The following is a 20,861-nucleotide window of genomic DNA, read 5'->3' as shown; positions in this document are numbered from 1 at the left end:
CGTGTTACTCCAACATTTTTTCGATTGGCAGTACGAGGATCGAGCTGGCGCCCAGCGCTTTCAGTTTTTCCATGGTTTCCCAGAACAGGGTTTCGGTGCTCACCATGTGCATCGCCACGCGGCTCACGTCACCAGCCAGCGGCAGCACGGTTGGACGCTCAGCGCCCGGCAGCAGGGCAATCACTTCTTCCAGACGCTCGCTGGGCGCGTGCAGCATGATGTACTTAGACTCACGCGCTTTGATCACGCCCTGAATGCGCGTCATCATTTTATCAATCAGCTCTTGCTTGGCGGCGGGCAGTTCGCCGTCGCGCTGAATCAGCACCGCTTTCGAGCGGTAGATCACTTCCACTTCGCGCAGACCGTTGGCTTCCAGCGTCGCGCCGGTAGACACCAGGTCACAAATCGCATCGGCCAGGCCAGCGCGTGGCGCGACTTCGACAGAACCGTTTAGCAGGCAGGATTTGAAGGTGACGCCTTGTTTATCGAGGTATTTCTTCAGCAGGTGCGGATAAGAGGTAGCAACGCGGGCATTATTCAGGCACTGCGGACCGGTGTACTCGGCATCCACCGGCATCGCCAGCGATAGGCGACAACCGCCGAAATCCAGACGACGCAGCGTGAAATAGCGCGGGTCTTCACCTTGGGCACGACGGTTTAACAGTTCTTCTTCCAGTACGTTTTCACCGACGATACCGAGATCCACCACGCCATCCATCACCAGGCCAGGAATATCGTCATCACGCACGCGCAGGATGTCGATGGGCATGTTCTCCGCAAACGCAATCAGACGCTGCTGCTGAAGGTTGATTTTGATACCGCAGCGGGCCAGCAGTTCGCGTGATTCATCGCTTAAACGGCCAGATTTCTGCATAGCTATGCGAATACGGGTGTTATCTAACATGGTTCCTATCCTCTTATTCAATCCTGTCTGAACTTGTTGGGTTGCGTTCGCCCATAAAAAAACCCCCGGAAGATGATCTTCCGGGGGCTCTCTTTGCGTTCGCACCACTGGAAGATCCTAATCGTCTCCCAGCACACATCGCCTGAAAGACTAGTCAGGGTGATGGTGATGATGGTGGTTGAACTGAACGCGTGTCATAGTAAATTCCGTTGCTGAATGAGTATTCATTTGCGTGCTGATTAACCTAACGAAGATGATGACAATTGGCAACCCTTTTTTAACTGTCAATTTCCGGAATCTCCCGAAACAGTTTGCGCTGGTTTGCTACATCTACCGGCACTAAGATGAAGTGTGAGCCCATAGCAGGAGTCGATATGAAAAAGGTCGCGATTGTAGGTCTGGGATGGCTGGGTATGCCGCTGGCGATGGCGCTAACGGCACGCGGCTGGCAGGTAACCGGCAGTAAAACGTCGCCGGATGGCGTGGACGCTGCACGACGCTGCGGCATTGCCGCCTTCCAGTTGGTGCTGACGCCCGAGCTGGAGTGCGAAGCCGAAGATTTAGCGACGCTGATGGCGGTGGATGCGCTGGTGGTGACCTTGCCCGCCAGCCGCACGGTCAAAGGCGGTGAAGATTACATGCAGGCGGTACAGAACGTGGTGGATACCGCGTTAGCGAATAAAGTACCGCGCATCATTTTCACCAGCTCGACGTCGGTTTACGGCAGTGGCGCAGGAGTGATGAAAGAGAGCAGCCCGCTGCAGCCGGAAACCGTCGCCGGTAAAACGCTGGTGGAGTTGGAGAACTGGCTGCACGATCTGCCGGGAACCAGCGTGGATATTGTACGCCTCGCGGGATTAGTCGGGCCAAATCGTCACCCTGGCCGTTTTCTGGCGGGCAAAACCGGCCTGGAAAATGGCGGCCATGCGGTGAATCTGGTGCATCTCGACGACGTGGTAGACGCGATTGTGCTGCTGCTGCAAACGCCAAAGGGCGGGCACGTTTACAACCTGTGTGCCTCGAAACATCCGTCGCGCGACAGTTTTTATCCGAGTGTGTCGAAGCAGTTAGGGCTCGAGCCGCCAACGTTTTTCGCTGAATCAGAGCGTTCTAACGGGAAGGTGATTGATGGCTCGAAGATCGCTAATGAGTTGGGGTTTGAGTACAACTATGATGATCCGATGAAAATGCCGCTGGAGTAAGTTTTTTAGGTGCGCACTAATGCGCACCCGATGATGGATGGTCGCCCTTCCTGGCGACCTGGTCAAACCCCCAACCGATCCCTCAGCGCATACCAAACCGCGCCCATCGCCGTGAGCGGCACCTTAAACCGTCGCCCACCTGGGAACGGCAGATGCGGCAACTTCGCGAACGCATCAAACCGTTCCGCATGCCCGCGCAGAACCTCAGCAATCAATTTCCCCGAAAGATGGGTACAGGTGACGCCGTGGCCGCTGTCGCCCTGCATAAAGAACGCGTTCTTCTCGATTTGCCCGAACTGCGGCATGCGCGACAAGGTGAGCAGGAAATTGCCACTCCAGCGGTGGCTGATTTTGATATCACGCAGCTGCGGAAAGGTGCGCAGCAGCTTGGGACGAATCAGCGCTTCGATATCATCCGGCTCGCGCGCGCCGTACACCACGCCGCCGCCATACAGCAGCCGGTTATCCGCGGTGAGGCGGAAGTAATCAAGCAGATAATTACAATCCTCCACGCAATGATTGTTTGGCAACAAACCCAGCGCCTGGTCACGCGTTAAAGGCTCGGTGGTGACGATCTGCGAACCGCACGGCATGCTTTTGCGCGTCAGGCGCGGTTCAAGTTGTGACGGTAAATAGGCGTTGCCGGCAAAAATCACGAAGGTAGCGCTTACTTCACCTTTGGCGGTTTTCACCCGATGCGGTGCGCCGTATTTCACTTCGAGCGCTGCCGACTGCTCATAAATGCGCCCGCCATGCCGACGAATCGCTTCCGCTTCACCGAGCGCCAGATTAAGCGGATGCAGATGTCCACCACGTTTATCAAGTAAGCCACCGACATAACGATCGGTCGCCACTTCGCGACGAATACCGCGTTCATCCAGCAGTTCCAAATCGTGATTGCCGTAGCGCGCCCAGCTGGCTTGCTGGCTGCGTAGATGGCCCATTTGCCGTTGATTGAGCGCGGCGAAAATGCCGCCGGGGCGATAGTCGCAGGCGATGGCGTATCGGTCGATACGGTCGCGGATAATGTCTGCGCCTTCAAACATCATGCTGCCGAGCATCTGTGCAGTTTGTTTGCCGTAGCGCTGCTCAATCACATCCACGTCGCGGCTATACGAATTGACCACCTGGCCGCCGTTGCGGCCGCTGGCACCAAAGCCGATTTTTGCCGCTTCAAGCAGCACCACGTCGTAACCGGCTTCGGTCAGAAATAGCGCGGATGAAAGCCCGGTAAAGCCGCCGCCAATAATGCAGACATCGCACTGTACCGACTCCTGCAGCTCCGGCCAGGGCGCATGGGCGTTGGCGGTAGCAGCGTAATAACTTCCCACATGTTGCATTCAATCCTCCTTAAGCGCGAAACCTTAAAAATTGGCGGGCGTATGCGCGCTAACAATGCGACACGGCTGATCTGAGGTATTGGTAAAACTGTGCGGCAGGCCGGTGTCAATCACATAGCTTTCACCGCGGTATAAGTGATAACTCTGGCCGTTCACCACCAGCGTGATCTCGCCTTCCAGCACCGTGCCAGTCTCCTCGCCGGGATGGCGCAATTTTTCCCCGGTACTGGCGCCGGGTTCATAACGCTCCAGCAGCATCGCCAGCGCGCGTCGCGCGGCACCGTTATCTATCAGCAGCAGCGATACGCCCAGGCTGCCGATCTCCACGCACTCTTCCGGGCGCACAATCACCCGCGGCGTGGCATGGGTTTTGGGTTCGGAGAAAAACTCCGACAGCGATAACCCGTAAACCTTCAGCAGCTTCTGTAAGGTGCTAACCGCCGGGCTCACTTTGTCCTGTTCGATGGTGCTAATCGCGCTGTGCGTTAAACCTGACAATTCAGCGACGCGACGCTGAGACAATCCCAACTCTTGCCGGATCTGCGATAAGCGCCGTCCGGGGGCCAGAGTGGCATCATTCATGGCTGTTTTTCCTTGTGATAACCGGCAGCTGCGTGGATAAAGGCCTCAAATAAACGGCGCGAAACCGGATCGCGCTCAGAATGCCATTCCGGATGCCATTGCACCGCAAGGGCGAAAGGGTGTTTTGGCAGGCTAACGGCTTCAATCAGTCCATCGGGCGCACGTGCTTCCACGCGCAGCTGCGGACCGGTTTCACGAATGCCCTGACCGTGTAACGAATTGACGGCGAAGGCCTCGGTGCTGCCGAGCAGCTGGCTCAGCATGCCGTCGGCTTCTGGCTGCACCTCATGCACCGGCGCATATTGCTCATCCAGCGAGAGCGTGTCGTCTTCCCGGTGTTCCTGAAAAAGATGCGTCATATGTAACTGACGATGCAACGCGCCGCCGTTGGCGACCACCAGCTCCTGCAGGCCACGACAAATGCCAAACATCGGCATCTTTTTACCAGCCGCATGTGTGATCACGCCGAAAGCGAGGCGATCGCGCGCCGGATCGGCATGCGCCTCTTTGCCGTCTTCGCCATAGTGCCAGGGTTCAATGTTACTTGGGCTGCCGGTCAGCAAAATGCCATCCAGCACGGTCATACTGTTTTCTAATAGATGAGGCGCCTGCATTAGCTGATGCGGCAAGGGCAGCGGTACGCCACCGGCGAGGACGATAGCGTCGAGATATTTATTGTGAACCGTTTGACTGGCATGGCTGCCGATAACGTTCTGGCACATCACTACGCCAATCAAAGGCTTGTCAAAAATAATGCCCATAACGTCTCCACGCTGCTGTTCAATATTTTCGCCGAAATGGCACGGCTGGCGTTAAAAGTGTGCAATATTTTGTCAATCTAGCAATCAGTCGTTCATTCCTCCAGCAGAATTGTTACATTTGCACACTTTTTGCGTTAGCGCTATGTTAGAGGAGTGGCTGTTATTTTGAGCATTGCGCGCACCAATTCTAAACGGTAAAGGGCGGGTGGGATCATGACGAACCTCGTAGAAGTAGAAGACTTCACGCGACACAGTGAAGAGAAACGAACAAGCGCGTTCCAGCTGGAGGTCAAAACCTGGCTGGAACGCCATCCTGAAACGCAGTATGTCGATATTCTTCTTAATGATTTAAATGGGGTGTTTCGCGGTAAACGCATTCCCGTCTCAGCGCTGGCTAAACTGGAAAAAGGGTGTTACTTCCCGGCCTCGGTTTTCGCCATGGATATTCTCGGCAACACCGTCGAAGAAGCCGGACTTGGACAGTCACTGGGCGAACCCGACCACCTCTGCATTCCGGTTCCCGGAACCTTAATTCCCTCTGCCGCCGATCCCACGCACATCGCCCAGCTGCTGCTGACTATGTGTAACCAAGATGGCACTCCCTTTGACGTTGAACCCCGTAATGTCCTCAACCGGTTGTGGCAACAGCTGCGCAATCGCGGATTATTCCCGGTGGTAGCGGTAGAGCTGGAGTTCTATCTGGTGGATAAAAAGCGCGATGCGGAGGGGTTTATCCAGCCGCCGTGCTCGCCGGGCAGCGACGATCGCAATATGCAGAGCCAGGTTTACTCGGTCGATAATCTTGACCATTTTGCCGACGTGCTGCGTGATATCGATCGTCTAGCCAAACAGCAGGGCATTCCGGCGGATGGCGCGCTGGCGGAAGCGTCGCCTGGTCAGTTCGAGATCAATCTGCATCACGCGCGCGACGTGCTGAAGGCGTGCGACCATGCCATCCAGCTGAAACGGCTGGTGCGTCAGGTGGCAGAAAATCACGGTATGACAGCCACTTTTATGGCTAAGCCGTATGAAGAGTACGCGGGCAGCGGCATGCATGTACACATCAGCATGCTGGATGCCGCCGACCACAATGCCTTCGCCCTCGATGACGGCAGCGATTCTCCACTGATGAAACGCGCGCTGGCGGGCATGATCGACCTGATGCCGGCCTCGATGGCGCTACTGGCCCCCAACGTGAACGCCTATCGCCGCTTCCTGCCGGAAGCCTACGTGCCGCTGCAGGCATCGTGGGGACACAACAACCGTACGGTTGCCCTGCGCGTGCCTTGCGGCGATGCCGATAACCACCGCATCGAGTATCGCGTGGCCGGTGCGGATGCAAATCCCTATCTGGTGGTGTCAACAATTCTTGCCGGAATATTGCACGGTCTGGATAATCAGCTACCTTTACCGCCTGCGGTGCAGGGCAACGGACATGAAGCTGAAGGGCTCGCATTGCCGATTCGCCAGAGCGATGCGCTGTATGAATTCGAGAATAGCTATCCGCTACAGAAGCTGTTGGGCGAGCGATTTAGCGGGGTGTGGCACAGCTGCAAACAGTATGAGTTAATGCAGTTTGAGCGGCTGATCACCTCGACGGAAATCGACTGGATGTTGAAGAACGCCTGAGCCTGAGAAGAATTGATCTAACGTCTTGTGCCGATGGCATAAGTTGGGGCAAAATACGCGCCCTGCAAAATGAGAACTAACCGACGTTAACCGCGTCGGTTATTTTTTTGCATGATGTACTCACTGAAATTTAAACGAGGCCGGACACGCATCCGGATAGATAGATACCGACAAACACGCTTGAGCGTGAGATTTGAGGAAAACAAAGATGGGACTGTTTAACATTGCACCAGCTCAGGCTGGTTCTCGCTTCCGTGATGACTACGGCGCCGCGACAATCGTAAACACTTATATCACTTCTCACTGCAGCAAATTGCGCAGTATCCCGGTAGCTCAGCCGATCGCGGTTGTCGCTTGCGGGGGCCTGAACAATGTCGCTTAACACCTCTGCCGCACCTCAGCGTGCACACCTGAAAAAATCCCTGACCTTGATCCCGGTTGTCATGATGGGCCTGGCGTATATGCAGCCAATGACCCTGTTTGATACCTTCGGTATCGTGTCTGGATTGACCGACGGCCACGTCGCCACCGCTTATGCTTTCGCCCTGATCGCGATTCTGTTTACTGCCGTGAGCTACGGCAAGCTGGTACGCCGCTTCCCATCTGCGGGCTCCGCTTACACCTATGCTCAGAAGGCAATCAGTCCGCACGTCGGCTTTATGGTTGGCTGGTCATCACTGCTGGACTACCTGTTCATGCCGATGATCAACATCCTGCTGGCGAAAAGCTACTTTGAAACGCTGGTGCCGGGCATTCCGTCGTGGATTTTCGTGGTGCTGCTGGTGGCCTTTATGACCATCTCCAACCTGCGTGGAATCAAAACCGTTGCCAACTTCAACAGCGTGATCGTCGTGTTGCAAGTGGTGGTGATGGTGGTGATTACCGGCATGGTGGTTTACGGTGTGGCGCACGGTGTTGGCGAAGGGACGTTAACCAGCAGCAAGCCGTTCTGGTCTGAGAATGCGCATGTGGTGCCGATGATTACCGGCGCGACCATTCTGTGCTTCTCGTTCCTCGGCTTTGACGGCATCAGTTCGCTGTCGGAAGAGACCAAAGATGCAGAACGCACCATCCCACGCGCGATTTTCCTCACCGCGCTGATTGGTGGTGTGATCTTTATTGGTGTCTCTTACTTCCTGCAGCTGTACTTCCCGGACATCTCGCGTTTCCAGAATCCGGACTCTTCACAGCCAGAAATCATGCTGTTCGTAGCGGGTAAAGCGCTGCAGATTGGCATTCTGATCTTCTCGGTGGTGACGGTGCTGGCTTCCGGTATGGCCGCACACGCCGGTGTTTCACGTCTGATGTACGTGATGGGCCGCGATGGCGTGTTCCCGCAGCGTTTCTTTGGTTTCGTGCATCCGAAATACCGCACGCCGTCACTGAACGTGCTGCTGGTGGGTGCCGTGGCGCTGATGGCGATAAACTTCGACCTGGTCACGGCAACCGCGCTGATTAACTTCGGTGCGCTGGTCGCGTTCACCTTTGTGAACCTGTCGGTGATTGCCCAGTTCTGGATCCGTGAGAAGCGTAACAAGACGCTGAAAGATCACCTCAACTATCTGGTGCTGCCGGTAATGGGCGCCCTGACAGTCGGTGCGTTGTGGATTAACCTGGAAGAGACCTCGATGGTGCTCGGCCTGGTGTGGGCGGCGATTGGTATTATCTACCTGGCGTTTGTCACCCGCACGTTCCGCAATCCAGTACCGCAGTTCAGCGAAGAAGTGTGATTTGATTGAAGTCGCTGTCCCCCATCCCGGCCTTCCCCCGCAAGCGGGGGAAGGAGACGCTGCCACATGCCACTCCTAACTCGCATGTAGCAGCATCGTCCTCCCCCATCAATGGGGGAGGACCGAGGAGGGGGACAGCGAGCACAATTTAAAAAACTCATCCCGCAATCACCAATTCCCAACTCCCCGCACTTAACGCTTCGCGTCCAGCTTTACTCAACTCCGCATCCGTAACCAGGATATCAAATCGCTCCAGCGGCAACGCCAGATGCGTAGCTATCTTGTTGTACTTTGAGCTGTCGCTCAGCAACACGCGCTTACTGCTAACATCGCTCGCCGCCTGCTTCACCGGCACTTTATCCTCATCCGGCGTATACAGTCCGCGCGGGCCCCAACAGGAAGCGGAAATAAAGGCGATATCAATCGCCAACTGACGCAAACTGCGCGCCGCCGCTTCACCTACGCTGGAACGGTTCTCACGACACACCGTACCGCCCGTGTGAATCAGCTTGCAGTCGCTACTCTCCATCAGCAGCCGCGCAATCACGAAATCATTGGTCACCACCAGCAGATCGTCACGCTCAACCAGTTCACGCGCCAGCGCTAACGTGGTGGTGCCGGCGTCCAGATAAATGCAGCTGTTGCGTGGAATATGACGCGCAGCGTACTGACCAATCGCCATTTTCTCGCCGCTGTACATGTTGGTTTTCGCCAGATGCGACGGTTCTGCCGCCAGCCGATCGGCCGAACGCACACCGCCCGATACCGACAGTACCGCGCCTTGCTCTTCCAGCTTCTGCACATCGCGACGAATCGTCATATGCGATACGCTCAACCGCTCAGTCAGCTCGGCAATGCTCACCACGCCGCGTTCAGCAACCAGCGTTAGAATTTGTTGATGACGTTCAACCGGAATCACCATGCTCTCCCTGAATTATCATTTTTTCACATTGTAGATCATCGATTCACAGCCCGCAGCACAATTTATGTTGCCGAAATCTAACAAGAAAGCCGGGCTGCCAGGGGATTTCGCGTCAGGGCGGTACTGTGAATTGATGTTAATCATTACGCATCTAAGTTAATTTTTGTGATGTTACGCACGTTTATTGCCCAGTATCTGCGGCAGACTTAACACCAATGAACAAATTATCACTTAAATTAACAATGGAGGTTTGCTGTGTCAGCAACCGTGAATAACATCGGCGTGATTGGTTTAGGTTCTATGGGCATGGGTGCCGCGCAGTCTTGTATCCGTGCAGGATTGAATACCTGGGGAGTTGATCTGAATCCGCAGGCGCTGGAAACCCTGCGTCAGGCCGGAGCACGTGATGCACAGACCTCCGCTGCCAGCTTTGCTGCAGAACTGGATGCGGTGCTGCTGCTGGTGGTTAACGCCGCGCAGGTGAAGGCCATTCTGTTCGGTGAAAACGGTGTGGCGGCGCAGCTCAAGCCGGGCACGGTGGTGATGGTGTCGTCCACCATCTCTTCACAGGATGCGCAGGCGATAGAACAGCAGCTGGCTCAGCATCAGCTGCTGATGCTGGATGCGCCCGTTTCCGGTGGCGCGGCCAAAGCGGCGGTTGGCGAGATGACCGTGATGGCGTCCGGCAGCGATGAGGCTTTTGCGCTGCTCAAGCCGGTGCTGGATGCGGTGGCGGCGAAAGTCTATCGCGTGGGCAGCGAAATTGGTCTGGGCTCCACCGTCAAAATCATTCACCAGCTGCTGGCGGGTGTGCACATTGCCGTGGGCGCCGAAGCGATGGCGCTGGCCGCGCGTGCCGGTATTCCGCTCGACACCATGTACGACGTGGTGACCAACGCCGCCGGTAACTCATGGATGTTTGAAAACCGCATGCGTCACGTGGTCGATGGCGATTACTCGCCGAAATCTGCAGTCGATATCTTCGTCAAAGATCTCAACCTGGTGGCGGATACCGCCAAGTCGCTGCACTTCCCGCTGCCGCTGGCGTCCACCGCGCTCAACATGTTTACCGAAGCCAGCAATGCCGGTCACGGTCGTGAAGATGACAGCGCGGTAATCAAAATTTTCAGCGGCATTACGCTGCCGCAGGCGAAGGAGCAGTAATCATGCGTTTAGGCGTAATCGCGGACGACTTTACTGGCGCCACCGACATTGCCAGCTTCCTGGTACAGAACGGTCTGCCGACCATTCAGTTCAACGGCGTGCCAGAAGGTCACGATGAGTTAAGCGCGCAGGCGATTGTTATCAGCCTGAAGTCGCGCTCGTGCCCGGCCCAGCAGGCCATCGATCAGTCGCTGGCGGCGCTGCAGTGGCTGCAACAGCAGGGCTGCGATCGCTTCTATTTCAAATATTGCTCCACTTTCGACAGCACCGAGCATGGCAACATCGGTCCGGTGACCGATGCGCTGTTGCAGGCGCTAGGCGAAACGCAAACGGTGATCTCGCCGTCGCTGCCGGTCAACGGTCGTACGGTGTATCAGGGCTATCTGTTTGTTGCCGACCAGCTGCTGTCCGAATCGGGCATGCGCCATCATCCGGTGACGCCAATGACTGACAGTAATCTGGTGCGCCTGATGACGCGTCAGGCCAAAGGTCAGGCAGCGGTAATCAATGCAGCACAGCTGGATCAAGGTGCCGATGCGGTGCGTACGCAGCTCGATGCGCTGAAAGCGCAGGGCATCAACTATGTGGTGCTGGACGCGCTGCACGAGCAGCATCTGCTGACGCAGGGCGAGGCGCTGAAAGAGATGCGTCTGGTGACCGGCGGTTCAGGTCTGGCGATTGGGATTGCCCGCGCCTGGGCGACGCAGCAACAGAACCGCGATGCCGAACAAGCCGGTCGTCCACAGGGCGAGCGCGCGGTGGTGATTTCTGGATCCTGCTCGCAGATGACCAACCGTCAGGTAGAGGCCTATCGCCAGCACGCGCCATCGCATGAAGTGCGGGTTGAACGCTGCCTCGACGATGTTGCTGGCTATGCGCAGGAACTATGCGATTGGGTTGCCGCCCATCATCAGCCCGATCTGGCACCGTTGCTGTTTGCCACTGCCGATGCGCAGCAGCTACAGGCTATTCAGCAGCAGTACGGTGCGGCACGCAGCAGTGAAGCGGTTGAGCAGCTGTTTGCCGCCGTCACGCGCGAACTCAAAGCGCGCGGCTGGCAGCGCTTTATCGTCGCCGGCGGCGAAACCTCGGGCGTGGTAGCGCAAAGCCTGGGCGTCACCGCGTTCCATATTGGACCGATGATTTCACCGGGCGTGCCGTGGGTGCGTGACATCCAGCAGCCGCTGTCGCTGGCGCTGAAATCAGGCAACTTTGGCGACGAGCAGTTCTTTGCCCGCGCACAAACGGAGTTTTCACGATGACCGAACAACAAGCACGCGAAGAGATGGTCCAGCTCGGCGCGTCCTTCTTCCAGCGCGGTTACGCCACCGGTTCGGCAGGTAATCTGTCGCTGCTGCTGGAGGATGGCAATCTGTTAGCTACGCCTACCGGCTCCTGCCTCGGCGAGCTGCAGGCCGATCGCCTGTCGAAAGTGACGCTACAGGGCGAATGGCTTTCCGGTGATAAGCCCTCAAAAGAGGTGGCATTTCATCGCGCACTCTATCTCAACAATCCAAACTGCAAAGCGGTGGTGCATCTGCACAGCCACTATTTGACGGCGCTCTCCTGCCTGAGCGATCTCGACAGCGAAAACTGCATTCGCCCCTTCACGCCGTACGTGGTAATGCGCGTCGGTGATGTACCGGTGGTGCCATATTACAAACCAGGCGATCAGCGGCTAGCGGACGATTTGGCCACTCTGGCCTCGCGTTATAACGCTTTCCTGCTGGCCAATCACGGCCCGGTAGTGGTGGGTAAATCCTTGCGCGAAGCCGCTAATAACACTGAAGAACTGGAAGAGACCGCGCGTTTGATGTTTACGCTCGGCGACCGCCCGATTCGTTATCTGACCGATAGCGAAGTGGCGGAATTGAGGAACTACTGATGCCTAAGTTTGCAGCCAACTTATCGACCCAATTCGGCGAACTGCCGTTTATCGAACGCTTTGCCGCCGCGGCAAACGCCGGCTTCCGCGCCGTCGAATTCCTGTTCCCGTATGACTTTCCCGCCGAGATGATTAAAGCCGAGCTGGAGAAACATCAGCTGGAGCTGGTGCTGTTCAACACCGCGGCAGGCAATGTGCAGGCGGGCGAATGGGGCGTTTCTGCGATCCCAGGACGTGAAGGTGAGGCGCGCGCCGATATCGATCGGGCGCTGGAGTATGCGCTGGCGCTCAATTGTCAGCAGGTGCATATCATGGCGGCAACGGTGCCAAACGGTGCCGATCGCGCCGCTTATGAAACCACTTTTGTGCAGAACATGCATTACGCCGCGGAACGTTTCGCGCCGCACGGTATTCGCCTGCTGCTGGAAGCGCTGAACCCCGTCACTAAGCCGAACTACCTCTACTCCAGCCAGTATCAAACGCTGGCGATGATGGCGCGTATCGATCGTCCGAACGTCTTTACCCAGCTCGATCTGTTTCATGCGCAGCTGGTGGACGGCAATCTGACTCATCTGATTCGCGAATATGCCGGGCGGTATCGTCATATCCAGATCGCCTCGGCACCGCATCGTCACGAACCGGATGAAGGTGAGATTAATTACACCTATCTGTTCAATCTGCTGGATGAGGTGGGCTACGACGGTTGGGTGGGATGTGAATATATCCCGCGCGGCCGCACCGAAGCCGGTCTTGGCTGGTTCGCGCCATACGCAAAATAACCCTTGTTTTACCCCCAGCACAGCGCTTTAACGCGCTGTGCCAATGACGTCTTACTCCAATACCTTAAAAAAACAAATTCCAACTCTACCGTAAATAATTCGAGCTGCAGGAAGGCGGCAAATGGGTGAGTCCCCAGGAGCTTACTGAAGTCAGTGACAGCGGCGAGCACACGCAGCCAACGCACCTGCAGCGTGAAGTATTTAGGGTAGTTAAATTAGAGGGATACCATGTCTACCGCGTTGTTATTAGCTATCGCTACCGCCAGCATCGTGATCTTGCTGTTGCTGGTGATTAAAACCAAAGTGCACCCTTTCGTGGCGCTGCTGATTGTCAGCCTGCTGGTGGCGATTGCTACCGGCATTCCGGCGGACAAAATCATGGAAACCATCTTTAGCGGGATGGGCAATTTGCTGGGGCATATCACTATCATCATCGTGCTGGGGGCGATGCTGGGCGCGGTGATTGAAGCCTCGGGCGGAGCGGAGTCGCTGGCGCAGCGCTTCAGTAAATCGCTAGGTATCAAACGTACCGTGGCGGCGTTGACCATGGCGGCCTTTATCCTCGGCATTCCGGTGTTCTTCGAGGTCGGCTTTATCATCGTGATTCCGCTGATTTATGGCTTCACCAAGGTGGCGCGCGTCTCGCCACTGAAGTTTGGTTTGCCTATGGCGGGCGTGATGCTGACGGTGCACGTGGCGCTGCCAACCCATCCGGGTGCGGCAGCGGCAGCGGGTATTCTGCATACCGATATGGGCTGGCTGATGATGCTGGGCATCCTGATCTCGATTCCGGTGGGCATCGTGGGCTACTACGTGGCGAAAGCGATGAACCTGCGTCAGTACCACCTTTCGGTCGATGTGCTGGAGCAGTTGCAGCTGGCGAAGCCGGAAGGGCAGGCGAAAAATGACGCGCCACCGCCGGGTGCGCTGACCATTACCGGCCTGATTGTGGTACCGATCCTGTTAATCGTGATGGGGACCTTGGCACACACCACGCTGGCAGAAGGCAGCATGCTGCGCTCAGTAATGACGGTAATTGGTACGCCAGCGATTGCGTTGCTGATTGCCCTTGGGCTGGCGGCATGGCTGCTGGGCGTGCGTCGCGGCTGGAGTAAAGAGAAGCTGGAAGATTTGACTGGCCGCGCAATTCCCAGTTCCGCCAGCGTGATTCTGGTGGCGGGTGCGGGCGGTGCATTTGGTAAGGTGCTGGTGGAGTCTGGCGTGGGTAAAGCGTTGGCGTTGACGCTGGAAACCCTGCATCTGCCGCTGGTACCGGCTGCGTTTATTCTGTCGCTGGCGCTGCGTGCCTCGCAGGGATCGGCAACGGTAGCGATTCTCACCACCAGCGGTTTGCTAAGCCAGGCGGTCGGTGATGTGACGGATATGCAGCGCGTATTGGTGACGCTGGCGGCCTGTTTCGGCGGGTTAGGCTTGTCTCACGTCAATGATGCGGGCTTCTGGGTCGTGACGCGCTATCTGGGCTTATCGGTAGCGGATGGACTGAAAACCTGGACGGTGCTGACTACCGTGATGGGCCTGAGCGGTTTTGCGCTGACGTGGCTGGTGTGGGGAATGATTTAAGTTCTCAGGTCGCCATGAATGGCGACCCTAAAAACGGGCATTGCATAGGGTCGCCATTCATGGCGACCTCTCACCAGACCGCAGAGGACTAAGACACCAGCTCCTGCGCATACAAATACAGCGCCTTCAGCTGCGCCATCTTCTCGCTGTTATCCTCATGCAAACTCGCCAGCGACTCAAGCTCCTGCAGGAACGCCTGCACCCGATCGGCATTAAGCACTTCGCGGCGATGTTGCAGCCAGCGCTGCTGCTCTGCGTCATCCAGCGTGCCGGGGAAATTACGTGCACGATAGCGGAACAGCAGTTTGCCAATGCGCTTATCTTCGAAGGTCAAATCCAGGGCCGGTAAGTTCTGCGGCGGCGTCTGGCGCAGAATATTCATGCCCGCGCGATCGGCATCGCTAAAGAATCCGTCATACAGCTGCGCATCCACGTCATCTGTAGGTTTAAACGGCTCCGCTTCGGCAAACAGCGCCACCACTTTTTCCCGTACTTCCGCATGCTCGCGCAGCACCTTGAGGTTCGCCAGGCAGCGTTGGCGATCGATACCTAAGCGCGCAGCATCTTCCGGACGCAGCGTGCTCGCCGGCGCCAGCACCGGACATTTATTGATATGCACCAGCTTAATTGGCACCGCTGGCAGATCGCCTAAATCACTGTGGCGCGTATACAGGCGCTCACGCAGTTCCTCTGATTCCAGCTCAAGCAGCGGCGACATATCACCGGCCAAATCAGCGACAATCAGCGCATTGCGGTTGTCCGGATGCCACGCCAGCGGCACAATCCAGCTGGTGTTGCCGCGCGCCGCGCCGAACATGCCGGAAACGTGCACCAGCGGCTTCATCTGCGGGATATCAATCAGCGTCATCAATTTCTGCTTGTTGCGATGGGTAAACAGAAACTCAAACAGCTTCGGCTGCTTCTCTTTCACCAGTTTCGCCATCGCCAGCGTGGCGTAAACGTCGGACATCGCATCGTGCGCCTGTTCGTGCGCCACGCCGTTGGCCTTAGTGAGATGCTCCAGCTTAAAGCTCGGGAAGCCATCATAATTCTCTGGCCACACGATCCCTTCCGGACGCAGCGCGTAGCAGGCGCGCATCACGTCGAGTAGATCCCAGCGCGAATTGCCGTTTTGCCAGCTCCAGCAGTAAGGATCGAAGAAGTTGCGGTAAAAAATATTGCGCGTCACTTCATCATCGAAACGCACATTGTTGTAACCAATCACACAGGTTTGCGGTTCGCTAAACAGGCCATGAATGCGTTCAGCAAACGCCGCTTCTGTAACGCCGCGCGCTTTGGCGGTTTGCGGCGTAATGCCGGTGATCATCACCGCTTCTGGCTGTGGCAGATAATCGTCGGCGGGCTGGCAATAAAAGACCTGCGGTTCACCTACTGCATTGAATTCTTTATCGGTACGCAGGCCGGCAAACTGCGCCGGACGGTCCAGCGACGGACTTTTACCGAAGGTCTCATAATCGTGGAACAAGAAGGTGAACTCAGAGGCGGGCACGGCGTTATCCTGGCTAGATAGAATCAACGCACAGGATAGTCGTCCCTGGTTAGCAGTACAACCTTCATCCTGTTCGCTGCGAGCGGGCGCGCAGCATTTATGCGCAGTTCATACTTTTTTTCAATTTATTCAGATCTGTAAGCGCTATTTGCCGTAAAACGTGCGGCGGTAAATTCATTTTTTGATTTCGAGGAAGAAGTGTTGAAAAGGCGTCTGCTGGTTACTGTATCTGGAATGATTGTTTGGGCATCGTTGGCGCAGGCTGACGACAGCATGCCGTTTCCCCTGACGCCGCCGCCGATTGATGCGGCTTCGTGGGTGTTGATGGACGCCACTACCGGTCAAATTTTGACAGCCGGTAACCCGGACGAAGAGCGCAACCCGGCGAGCCTGACGAAATTGATGACCGGCTACGTTGTTGATCGCGCCATCGATCAGAATAAAGTCAGCCGCGATGACAAAGTCACCATCGGCAAAGATGCGTGGGGCGCGGGCAATCCGGTGTTCAAAGGCTCTTCACTGATGTTCCTCAAACCGGGCGATCAGGTCACGGTGCGCGATCTGATGCGCGGCGTGATCATCGATTCCGGTAACGATGCCTGCGTGGCGCTGGCGGATCACGTGGCCGGCAGCGAAGGCAGCTTTGTCACCATGATGAACAGCTACGTGCAGAAGCTCGGTCTGACGCACACCCATTTTGAAACCGTGCACGGCCTTGATGCGCCGGGTCAACACACCACGGCACGCGATTTGGCGGTGCTGTCGCGCGCGATTATCAGCGGCGAGCCCGATTTCTACGCCATGTACGGTGAGAAAACCCTCACGTGGAACGGCATCACCCAGAACAACCGTAACGGTTTGCTGTGGGATCAAAATCTGCACGTCGATGGCCTGAAAACCGGTCACACCGAAAGCGCGGGCTTTAACATCATCGCTTCCAGCGTGGTGGGACGTCATCGCCTGATTGCGGTGATCATGGGCGGCAAGAGCCCGAAAGGCCGTGAAGATCAGGCGCGTAAGCTGCTGGTGTGGGGCCAAAACACCTTTGATACCGTGCAACTGTTCCACGCCGGCAAAAAAATCGGCACGGAAAACGTCTGGTACGGCAATCCGCATAAAGTCGATGTTGGCACCACGCAGGATATCTACCTGTCGCTGCCGCGCACCGAAGTCTCTAATGTGATGGCGAAGTACGTGATCGATCGCAAAGACCTGGAAGCGCCGCTCAAAGCGGGTGAGCAGATTGGTGAAATTCAGGTGATGGACAAAGATAAGCAGCTGGCCAGCTATCCACTCTATACCCTGCAAGCGGTTGAACAGGCTGGCATCATTACGCGCATCAGCGATTACGTGAAACAGAAACTGTAATCCATCGCGTATTTCAGCGCCGTCACGCGTGCCGTGGCGCGCTGGTGGTGGCACAATCCTGCTTTCGGCGGCTGAATTGAGGCAAGGTATGAAAGCATCGATTGTTGAACGTAATCCGCAAAGCTGGCTGGGCTACTCTCTGCAAGGCCCGTGGCAGGAAACCGTGCCGCGCGGCTTTAACCGGCTGAAACGCTGGGTGAGCGAACACCAGGCAGCAGGCGAATGGCTGGCGATTTATTACGGCAATCCGCAGGAGCTGCCGCCTGAAGCGCTGCGCGTGGAAACGGTGATTACCGCAGCGGACGACGCAATCCCTGCGGTGGGCGACGATATCGAAAAAGGATTATTGCCCGGCGGACGCTATTTCCATGCGCGCATCGAAGTACTCGAGAATGATTTTTTCAGCGCGTGGCACAGTTTGTTCGACAGCTTAAAAGCACAGGGCGGCTGGCAAGTGGACAATCGTCCCTGTTTCGAACACTACCTTACTGATGGATCTGACAGCGGCACCTGGCTGGTGGATATGTACATTCCGGTGCGCGCGGCTGAATAAAATACGCGGTCACCATAAATGGCGACCGATTCAATCACCGCACAAAACCCGATGCGTTACATCAATGTTTCTATTGAGGAAATTAGATGTAACGCGCATGTTGAATTTCAGCCAAAGACAAAAATAATTGCGTTCAACCCTGATGGTTCGCGCATCGCCAGGGTAACATAGCGCGCAAATTTGTATCGTTCCCGGACAACCATGTTACGCGCTGACAAGCCCATCTCGCAGATTGAGTTCTGGTTCTACCGCCACTATCGCGCCGTACACGGCGTGCGCATCGCCATCGCCTTTGTACTGTGCTTCCTGTTTGTACGCCTCACCGACATTCCTGAAGGCACCTGGCCGCTGATTACGCTGGTGGTGGTGATGGGGCCGATTTCAACGTGGGGCAATGTACTCCCGCGCGTGGTGCAACGCATTAGCGGCACCTTCGCCGGTCTGATCTCCGGTTTGATTGCGCTGAAGCTGGAACTGTTTTCGCTGCCGGTGATGCTGGTGTGGTGCGCCATCGTTATGGTGGTCTGCGGCTATCTGACGCTGGGAAAACATCCCTATATGGCGTTGCTGATTGGCATTACGCTCGGTGTGGTAGTCGGCGCGCCGGCGGGCGATTTTACTATCGCTATGTGGCGCGGCGGCGATGTGATTCTGGGTTCGCTGATGGCGCTGCTGTTTAGCGCTATCTGGGCGCAGCGGGCTTACACCCATTGGCGCATCCAGCTGTCGGACGCGTTTATTGCCATGGCCAAGCTGCATCACACCGGTTTCTCTGCCAACCTGCTGGAAAAACCGCGGCTGAATAAGCCCTTTCAGAAGCTGCTGAGCAGCGTGATTAAAATGCGCTCGCTGCTTGATCCCTCCAGCAAGGAGACGCGTATTCCGAAATCGGTGTTTGAGGCCATTCAGACCATCAACCGGAATATGGTCAACACCATGCAGATGCAGATTGATGCGTGGTGGTCATCGCGCGAGAGTCATCTGATTATGCTCAACGCGCCGACGCTGCGCCGCACCCAGCAGATGACGGAAGACACGCTCAATGCGCTGGGGACGCTGATGGTAAAAGGCGAAACCGAGGAGATCACCGCTAACAGTCACGCGCTGGAAGAGATCACCCAGGAACTGGAGCAGCTGATTGCCAATCGCAGCGGACGCTCTGAAACCACGGCGATCTACGGCTATGTCTGGCTGAGCCTTGAACAGGCGCGTCAGCTGGAGCGTATGACGGATTTAGTGCGTCTGGCGCTGCGTAAATAGTTTTCTCAGGCAATGACTTAATGTGAATCACGCTTTCTTTGCGCTAAGATAAGCGCCAGTCCGAATTTAGCTGTGAGAATTGCAACCCTTGCGGCCAACCCGCTAAGCTAAACGTTATGACTATTCCGCCTGCCGATGCAGGCCTTAAGAAAGGTGCCAACATGGAAAATGCCAAGCAATCATTTCAGGACGTACTGGAGTTTGTGCGTATGTTCCGTCGTAAAAACAAACTGCAGCGCGAAATCGTGGATAACGAGAAGAAAGTCCGTGATAACCAGAAACGTGTGTTGCTGCTGGACAACCTGAGTGAATACATCAAGCCCGGCATGAGCATTGAGGCGGTTCAGGAAATCATCGCCAGCATGCGTGTGGACTATGAAGACCGCGTGGATGAGTACATCATCAAAAACGCTGACCTCTCTAAAGAGCGTCGCGAGCTGTCGAAGAAATTGAAAGCGATGGGCGAGCCTAAACCGCAGTAATTCTCGTTTTAGCTTCCACACTGAGGTCGTCATTTATGACGACCTTTTTTATTTCTGCATCCCGTTCAACGTAACAGCTGACGCGCCAGCGCCTGCAGCTGCTGTGCAATCTCCGTCACATTCACCCGATCCTGCTGCGGTGCCGCCGTGGTCTCACGCAGCACCAGCTCGGTCTCCAGCGTTTTCTCAGCGGCATCGCCGCCTTCCAACTGCGCCAGTAATCGCTCGACGCTGACCGCGCCTAACTGCTGCAAATCCTGACGCACGGTGGTTAACGGGGGCTGATACCACGCGCTTTCTGCCGTGTCGTCGTAGCCAATCAGCGAAATCTCTGCGGGAATCTTCACGCCGTGCTGATGCAGGGCACGCATCGCGCCGAGCGCCATCTGATCGTTGGCAACCAGCAGCGCCTGTGGCAGCCGATCGGGCAACTGCGTCAGCAGTGCCTGATAACCGGATGCCGCGCTCCAGTCGCCGCTCAGGACGCAGCAGGGCGCCAGCTGGTGTGCGGCCAGCGCCTGCTGCCACGCCGCATAGCGCGCGCGGGCTGAAGCGGAACTGGCGGGGCCATTCAACACGCCTATCTGCCGATGGCCGAGCGCTACCAGATGATCCACCGCCTGCTGCGCGCCAGATTCGCTCTGATATTGACACTGCGCGACTGCGGCGTGGCGCTCAACATCAAGAAACAGCACCGGTTTGCGATCGCACTGCAGCTGAATCTGCGCCGCTTGCTCTGCATCCAGCGGCAGATTAATCAGCAGCGCATCAACCCGCTGCGCCAGCAGCTCATTGACCGTATCCTGCGGCGCGCTGCCCGCATTCGCCATGGCGATCACCAGATGATAGCCCTGCGCCGCGGCACGTTGCTGAATTGCCGAAGCAATTTGCGCCGGTGCCATCAACGCCAAATCGCTGGTGGCGAGACCCAAAGTGCGGGTGTTTTTCCCCGCCAGCTGCTGCGCTACGCGATTTGGCACATAGTTGAGCTGCTGCATCGCCGCTTCCACTTTGGCGCGGGTACGCGGCGAAACCTGCTCAGAATGGTTAAGTACGCGGGAAACGGTTTGATAGGAAACCCCAGCCAGATGAGCGACATCGTCAAGGGTTACGGAACGCGCAGTCATTGATCTCTCCTGAAGATTGAGCGGCGAGTGTAGCAAATTTTTCCCTGCTGCCGCGCGCTTAAGCCGCTACACTGCCAGAGGA

At 56.6% G+C, this 20,861-nt stretch carries 20 protein-coding genes and 1 other annotated feature; of the genes, 12 read left to right on the top strand and 8 right to left on the bottom strand.

Features of this window, described 5'->3' with window-relative positions:
- Nucleotides 1-4: 4 nt before the first annotated feature.
- Together hisG and hisL are read right to left on the bottom strand one after the other, a co-directional pair.
- Nucleotides 5-904, bottom strand: coding sequence for an ATP phosphoribosyltransferase (hisG, locus tag WH298_RS02355; RefSeq protein WP_007888873.1), 900 nt, complete (start codon nucleotides 902-904; stop codon nucleotides 5-7).
- A 53-nt stretch (nucleotides 905-957) separates the two neighbouring features.
- Nucleotides 958-1,079 (bottom strand) — a sequence feature (His leader region).
- A complete protein-coding gene (gene hisL, locus WH298_RS02350) occupies nucleotides 1,055-1,102 on the bottom strand; it encodes a his operon leader peptide (RefSeq protein WP_100396937.1) in 48 nt (15 codons plus the stop codon). Its footprint overlaps the feature before it by 25 nt.
- A gap of 176 nt (nucleotides 1,103-1,278) precedes the next feature.
- Here hisL and WH298_RS02345 point away from each other — a divergent pair, with 176 nt between their 5' ends.
- Nucleotides 1,279-2,106 (top strand): SDR family oxidoreductase, encoded by an 828-nt coding sequence (locus WH298_RS02345; RefSeq protein ID WP_180822115.1) that lies wholly within the window; start codon nucleotides 1,279-1,281, stop codon nucleotides 2,104-2,106.
- 62 nt (nucleotides 2,107-2,168) lie between these two features.
- Here WH298_RS02345 and WH298_RS02340 read toward each other — a convergent pair whose 3' ends face one another.
- From WH298_RS02340 to puuD, 3 genes are read right to left on the bottom strand one after another with little or no spacing between them, the layout of a single operon-like run.
- Nucleotides 2,169-3,446 carry an NAD(P)/FAD-dependent oxidoreductase gene (locus tag WH298_RS02340; protein ID WP_180822114.1) on the bottom strand — a complete coding sequence of 426 codons (1,278 nt, stop codon included), beginning with the start codon at nucleotides 3,444-3,446 and terminating at the stop codon, nucleotides 2,169-2,171.
- A 24-nt stretch (nucleotides 3,447-3,470) separates the two neighbouring features.
- Nucleotides 3,471-4,028, bottom strand: a complete 558-nt coding sequence (gene puuR / locus WH298_RS02335) for an HTH-type transcriptional regulator PuuR (protein ID WP_007888866.1) — start codon at nucleotides 4,026-4,028, stop codon at nucleotides 3,471-3,473.
- The gene (gene puuD / locus WH298_RS02330; RefSeq protein WP_180822113.1) at nucleotides 4,025-4,789 is read right to left on the bottom strand and encodes a gamma-glutamyl-gamma-aminobutyrate hydrolase; all 765 of its coding nucleotides are present in this window, start codon (nucleotides 4,787-4,789) and stop codon (nucleotides 4,025-4,027) included. Before puuD ends, puuR begins: the two co-directional genes overlap by 4 nt.
- A 213-nt stretch (nucleotides 4,790-5,002) precedes the next feature.
- Between puuD and WH298_RS02325 the strand changes: the two genes are divergently transcribed.
- The gene (locus tag WH298_RS02325) at nucleotides 5,003-6,418 is read left to right on the top strand and encodes a glutamine synthetase family protein (RefSeq protein WP_007888864.1); all 1,416 of its coding nucleotides are present in this window, start codon (nucleotides 5,003-5,005) and stop codon (nucleotides 6,416-6,418) included.
- Between the two features lie 371 nt (nucleotides 6,419-6,789).
- Nucleotides 6,790-8,148, top strand: coding sequence for an APC family permease (locus tag WH298_RS02320; protein WP_007888862.1), 1,359 nt, complete (start codon nucleotides 6,790-6,792; stop codon nucleotides 8,146-8,148).
- A gap of 157 nt (nucleotides 8,149-8,305) precedes the next feature.
- Here the strand turns inward: WH298_RS02320 and ygbI are convergent, their stop codons facing one another.
- Complete coding sequence (gene ygbI, locus WH298_RS02315) at nucleotides 8,306-9,067, bottom strand: DNA-binding transcriptional repressor YgbI (protein ID WP_180823678.1); 762 nt, start codon at nucleotides 9,065-9,067, stop codon at nucleotides 8,306-8,308.
- 258 nt (nucleotides 9,068-9,325) lie between these two features.
- Here ygbI and ltnD point away from each other — a divergent pair, with 258 nt between their 5' ends.
- From ltnD to WH298_RS02290, 5 genes are all read left to right on the top strand, one after another.
- Entirely contained in the window at nucleotides 9,326-10,234 is a 909-nt protein-coding gene (gene ltnD / locus WH298_RS02310; protein WP_180822112.1) for an L-threonate dehydrogenase, read from the top strand.
- A 2-nt stretch (nucleotides 10,235-10,236) separates the two neighbouring features.
- The gene (gene otnK, locus WH298_RS02305) at nucleotides 10,237-11,496 is read left to right on the top strand and encodes a 3-oxo-tetronate kinase (protein ID WP_007888858.1); all 1,260 of its coding nucleotides are present in this window, start codon (nucleotides 10,237-10,239) and stop codon (nucleotides 11,494-11,496) included.
- A complete protein-coding gene (gene otnC, locus WH298_RS02300; RefSeq protein ID WP_180822111.1) occupies nucleotides 11,493-12,119 on the top strand; it encodes a 3-oxo-tetronate 4-phosphate decarboxylase in 627 nt (208 codons plus the stop codon). The genes otnK and otnC overlap by 4 nt, the downstream gene beginning before the upstream one ends.
- Nucleotides 12,119-12,898, top strand: a complete 780-nt coding sequence (locus WH298_RS02295) for an HPr family phosphocarrier protein (protein WP_180822110.1) — start codon at nucleotides 12,119-12,121, stop codon at nucleotides 12,896-12,898. Before otnC ends, WH298_RS02295 begins: the two co-directional genes overlap by 1 nt.
- Nucleotides 12,899-13,126: 228 nt before the next feature.
- Nucleotides 13,127-14,479, top strand: a complete 1,353-nt coding sequence (locus WH298_RS02290; protein ID WP_007888850.1) for a GntP family transporter — start codon at nucleotides 13,127-13,129, stop codon at nucleotides 14,477-14,479.
- A gap of 88 nt (nucleotides 14,480-14,567) precedes the next feature.
- Here the strand turns inward: WH298_RS02290 and sbcB are convergent, their stop codons facing one another.
- Nucleotides 14,568-15,989 (bottom strand): exodeoxyribonuclease I, encoded by a 1,422-nt coding sequence (gene sbcB, locus WH298_RS02285; protein WP_180822109.1) that lies wholly within the window; start codon nucleotides 15,987-15,989, stop codon nucleotides 14,568-14,570.
- A gap of 201 nt (nucleotides 15,990-16,190) precedes the next feature.
- On the opposite strand from sbcB, the gene dacD reads away from it, so the two are divergent.
- The 4 genes from dacD to tmaR all read left to right on the top strand — a co-directional run bounded on the left by dacD (nucleotide 16,191) and on the right by tmaR (nucleotide 19,652).
- Nucleotides 16,191-17,357, top strand: a complete 1,167-nt coding sequence (gene dacD, locus WH298_RS02280; protein ID WP_180822108.1) for a serine-type D-Ala-D-Ala carboxypeptidase DacD — start codon at nucleotides 16,191-16,193, stop codon at nucleotides 17,355-17,357.
- Nucleotides 17,358-17,445: 88 nt separating this feature from the next.
- Complete coding sequence (locus WH298_RS02275) at nucleotides 17,446-17,910, top strand: GyrI-like domain-containing protein (RefSeq protein WP_180822107.1); 465 nt, start codon at nucleotides 17,446-17,448, stop codon at nucleotides 17,908-17,910.
- Nucleotides 17,911-18,111: 201 nt separating this feature from the next.
- A complete protein-coding gene (locus WH298_RS02270; protein ID WP_180822106.1) occupies nucleotides 18,112-19,170 on the top strand; it encodes an FUSC family protein in 1,059 nt (352 codons plus the stop codon).
- Nucleotides 19,171-19,331: 161 nt separating this feature from the next.
- Nucleotides 19,332-19,652 (top strand): PTS system regulator TmaR, encoded by a 321-nt coding sequence (gene tmaR, locus WH298_RS02265; RefSeq protein ID WP_007888845.1) that lies wholly within the window; start codon nucleotides 19,332-19,334, stop codon nucleotides 19,650-19,652.
- A gap of 65 nt (nucleotides 19,653-19,717) precedes the next feature.
- Here the strand turns inward: tmaR and WH298_RS02260 are convergent, their stop codons facing one another.
- The gene (locus WH298_RS02260; RefSeq protein WP_007888844.1) at nucleotides 19,718-20,779 is read right to left on the bottom strand and encodes a LacI family DNA-binding transcriptional regulator; all 1,062 of its coding nucleotides are present in this window, start codon (nucleotides 20,777-20,779) and stop codon (nucleotides 19,718-19,720) included.
- Between the last annotated feature and the right edge of the window lie 82 nt (nucleotides 20,780-20,861).

Origin of the sequence: Pantoea nemavictus (genome assembly GCF_037479095.1) — a bacterium.
In the GTDB taxonomy this organism is placed as follows: Bacteria; Pseudomonadota; Gammaproteobacteria; order Enterobacterales; family Enterobacteriaceae; genus Pantoea; species Pantoea nemavictus.
The sequence above is the reverse complement of the archived record's forward strand: the minus strand, read 5'-3'. Positions and strand labels throughout refer to the sequence as shown.

Bases quoted from the DNA above. Each gene is read 5' to 3' on its own strand.
- tmaR (WP_007888845.1), top strand. From the start codon at position 19,332: ATGGAAAATGCCAAGCAATCATTTCAGGACGTACTGGAGTTTGTGCGT.
- WH298_RS02260 (WP_007888844.1), bottom strand. From the start codon at position 20,779: ATGACTGCGCGTTCCGTAACCCTTGACGATGTCGCTCATCTGGCTGGG.
- WH298_RS02295 (WP_180822110.1), top strand. From the start codon at position 12,119: ATGCCTAAGTTTGCAGCCAACTTATCGACCCAATTCGGCGAACTGCCG.
- WH298_RS02345 (WP_180822115.1), top strand. From the start codon at position 1,279: ATGAAAAAGGTCGCGATTGTAGGTCTGGGATGGCTGGGTATGCCGCTG.
- otnK (WP_007888858.1), top strand. From the start codon at position 10,237: ATGCGTTTAGGCGTAATCGCGGACGACTTTACTGGCGCCACCGACATT.
- WH298_RS02320 (WP_007888862.1), top strand. From the start codon at position 6,790: ATGTCGCTTAACACCTCTGCCGCACCTCAGCGTGCACACCTGAAAAAA.
- WH298_RS02325 (WP_007888864.1), top strand. From the start codon at position 5,003: ATGACGAACCTCGTAGAAGTAGAAGACTTCACGCGACACAGTGAAGAG.
- WH298_RS02340 (WP_180822114.1), bottom strand. From the start codon at position 3,446: ATGCAACATGTGGGAAGTTATTACGCTGCTACCGCCAACGCCCATGCG.
- otnC (WP_180822111.1), top strand. From the start codon at position 11,493: ATGACCGAACAACAAGCACGCGAAGAGATGGTCCAGCTCGGCGCGTCC.
- WH298_RS02275 (WP_180822107.1), top strand. From the start codon at position 17,446: ATGAAAGCATCGATTGTTGAACGTAATCCGCAAAGCTGGCTGGGCTAC.
- puuD (WP_180822113.1), bottom strand. From the start codon at position 4,789: ATGGGCATTATTTTTGACAAGCCTTTGATTGGCGTAGTGATGTGCCAG.
- hisG (WP_007888873.1), bottom strand. From the start codon at position 904: ATGTTAGATAACACCCGTATTCGCATAGCTATGCAGAAATCTGGCCGT.
- WH298_RS02270 (WP_180822106.1), top strand. From the start codon at position 18,112: ATGTTACGCGCTGACAAGCCCATCTCGCAGATTGAGTTCTGGTTCTAC.
- WH298_RS02290 (WP_007888850.1), top strand. From the start codon at position 13,127: ATGTCTACCGCGTTGTTATTAGCTATCGCTACCGCCAGCATCGTGATC.
- puuR (WP_007888866.1), bottom strand. From the start codon at position 4,028: ATGAATGATGCCACTCTGGCCCCCGGACGGCGCTTATCGCAGATCCGG.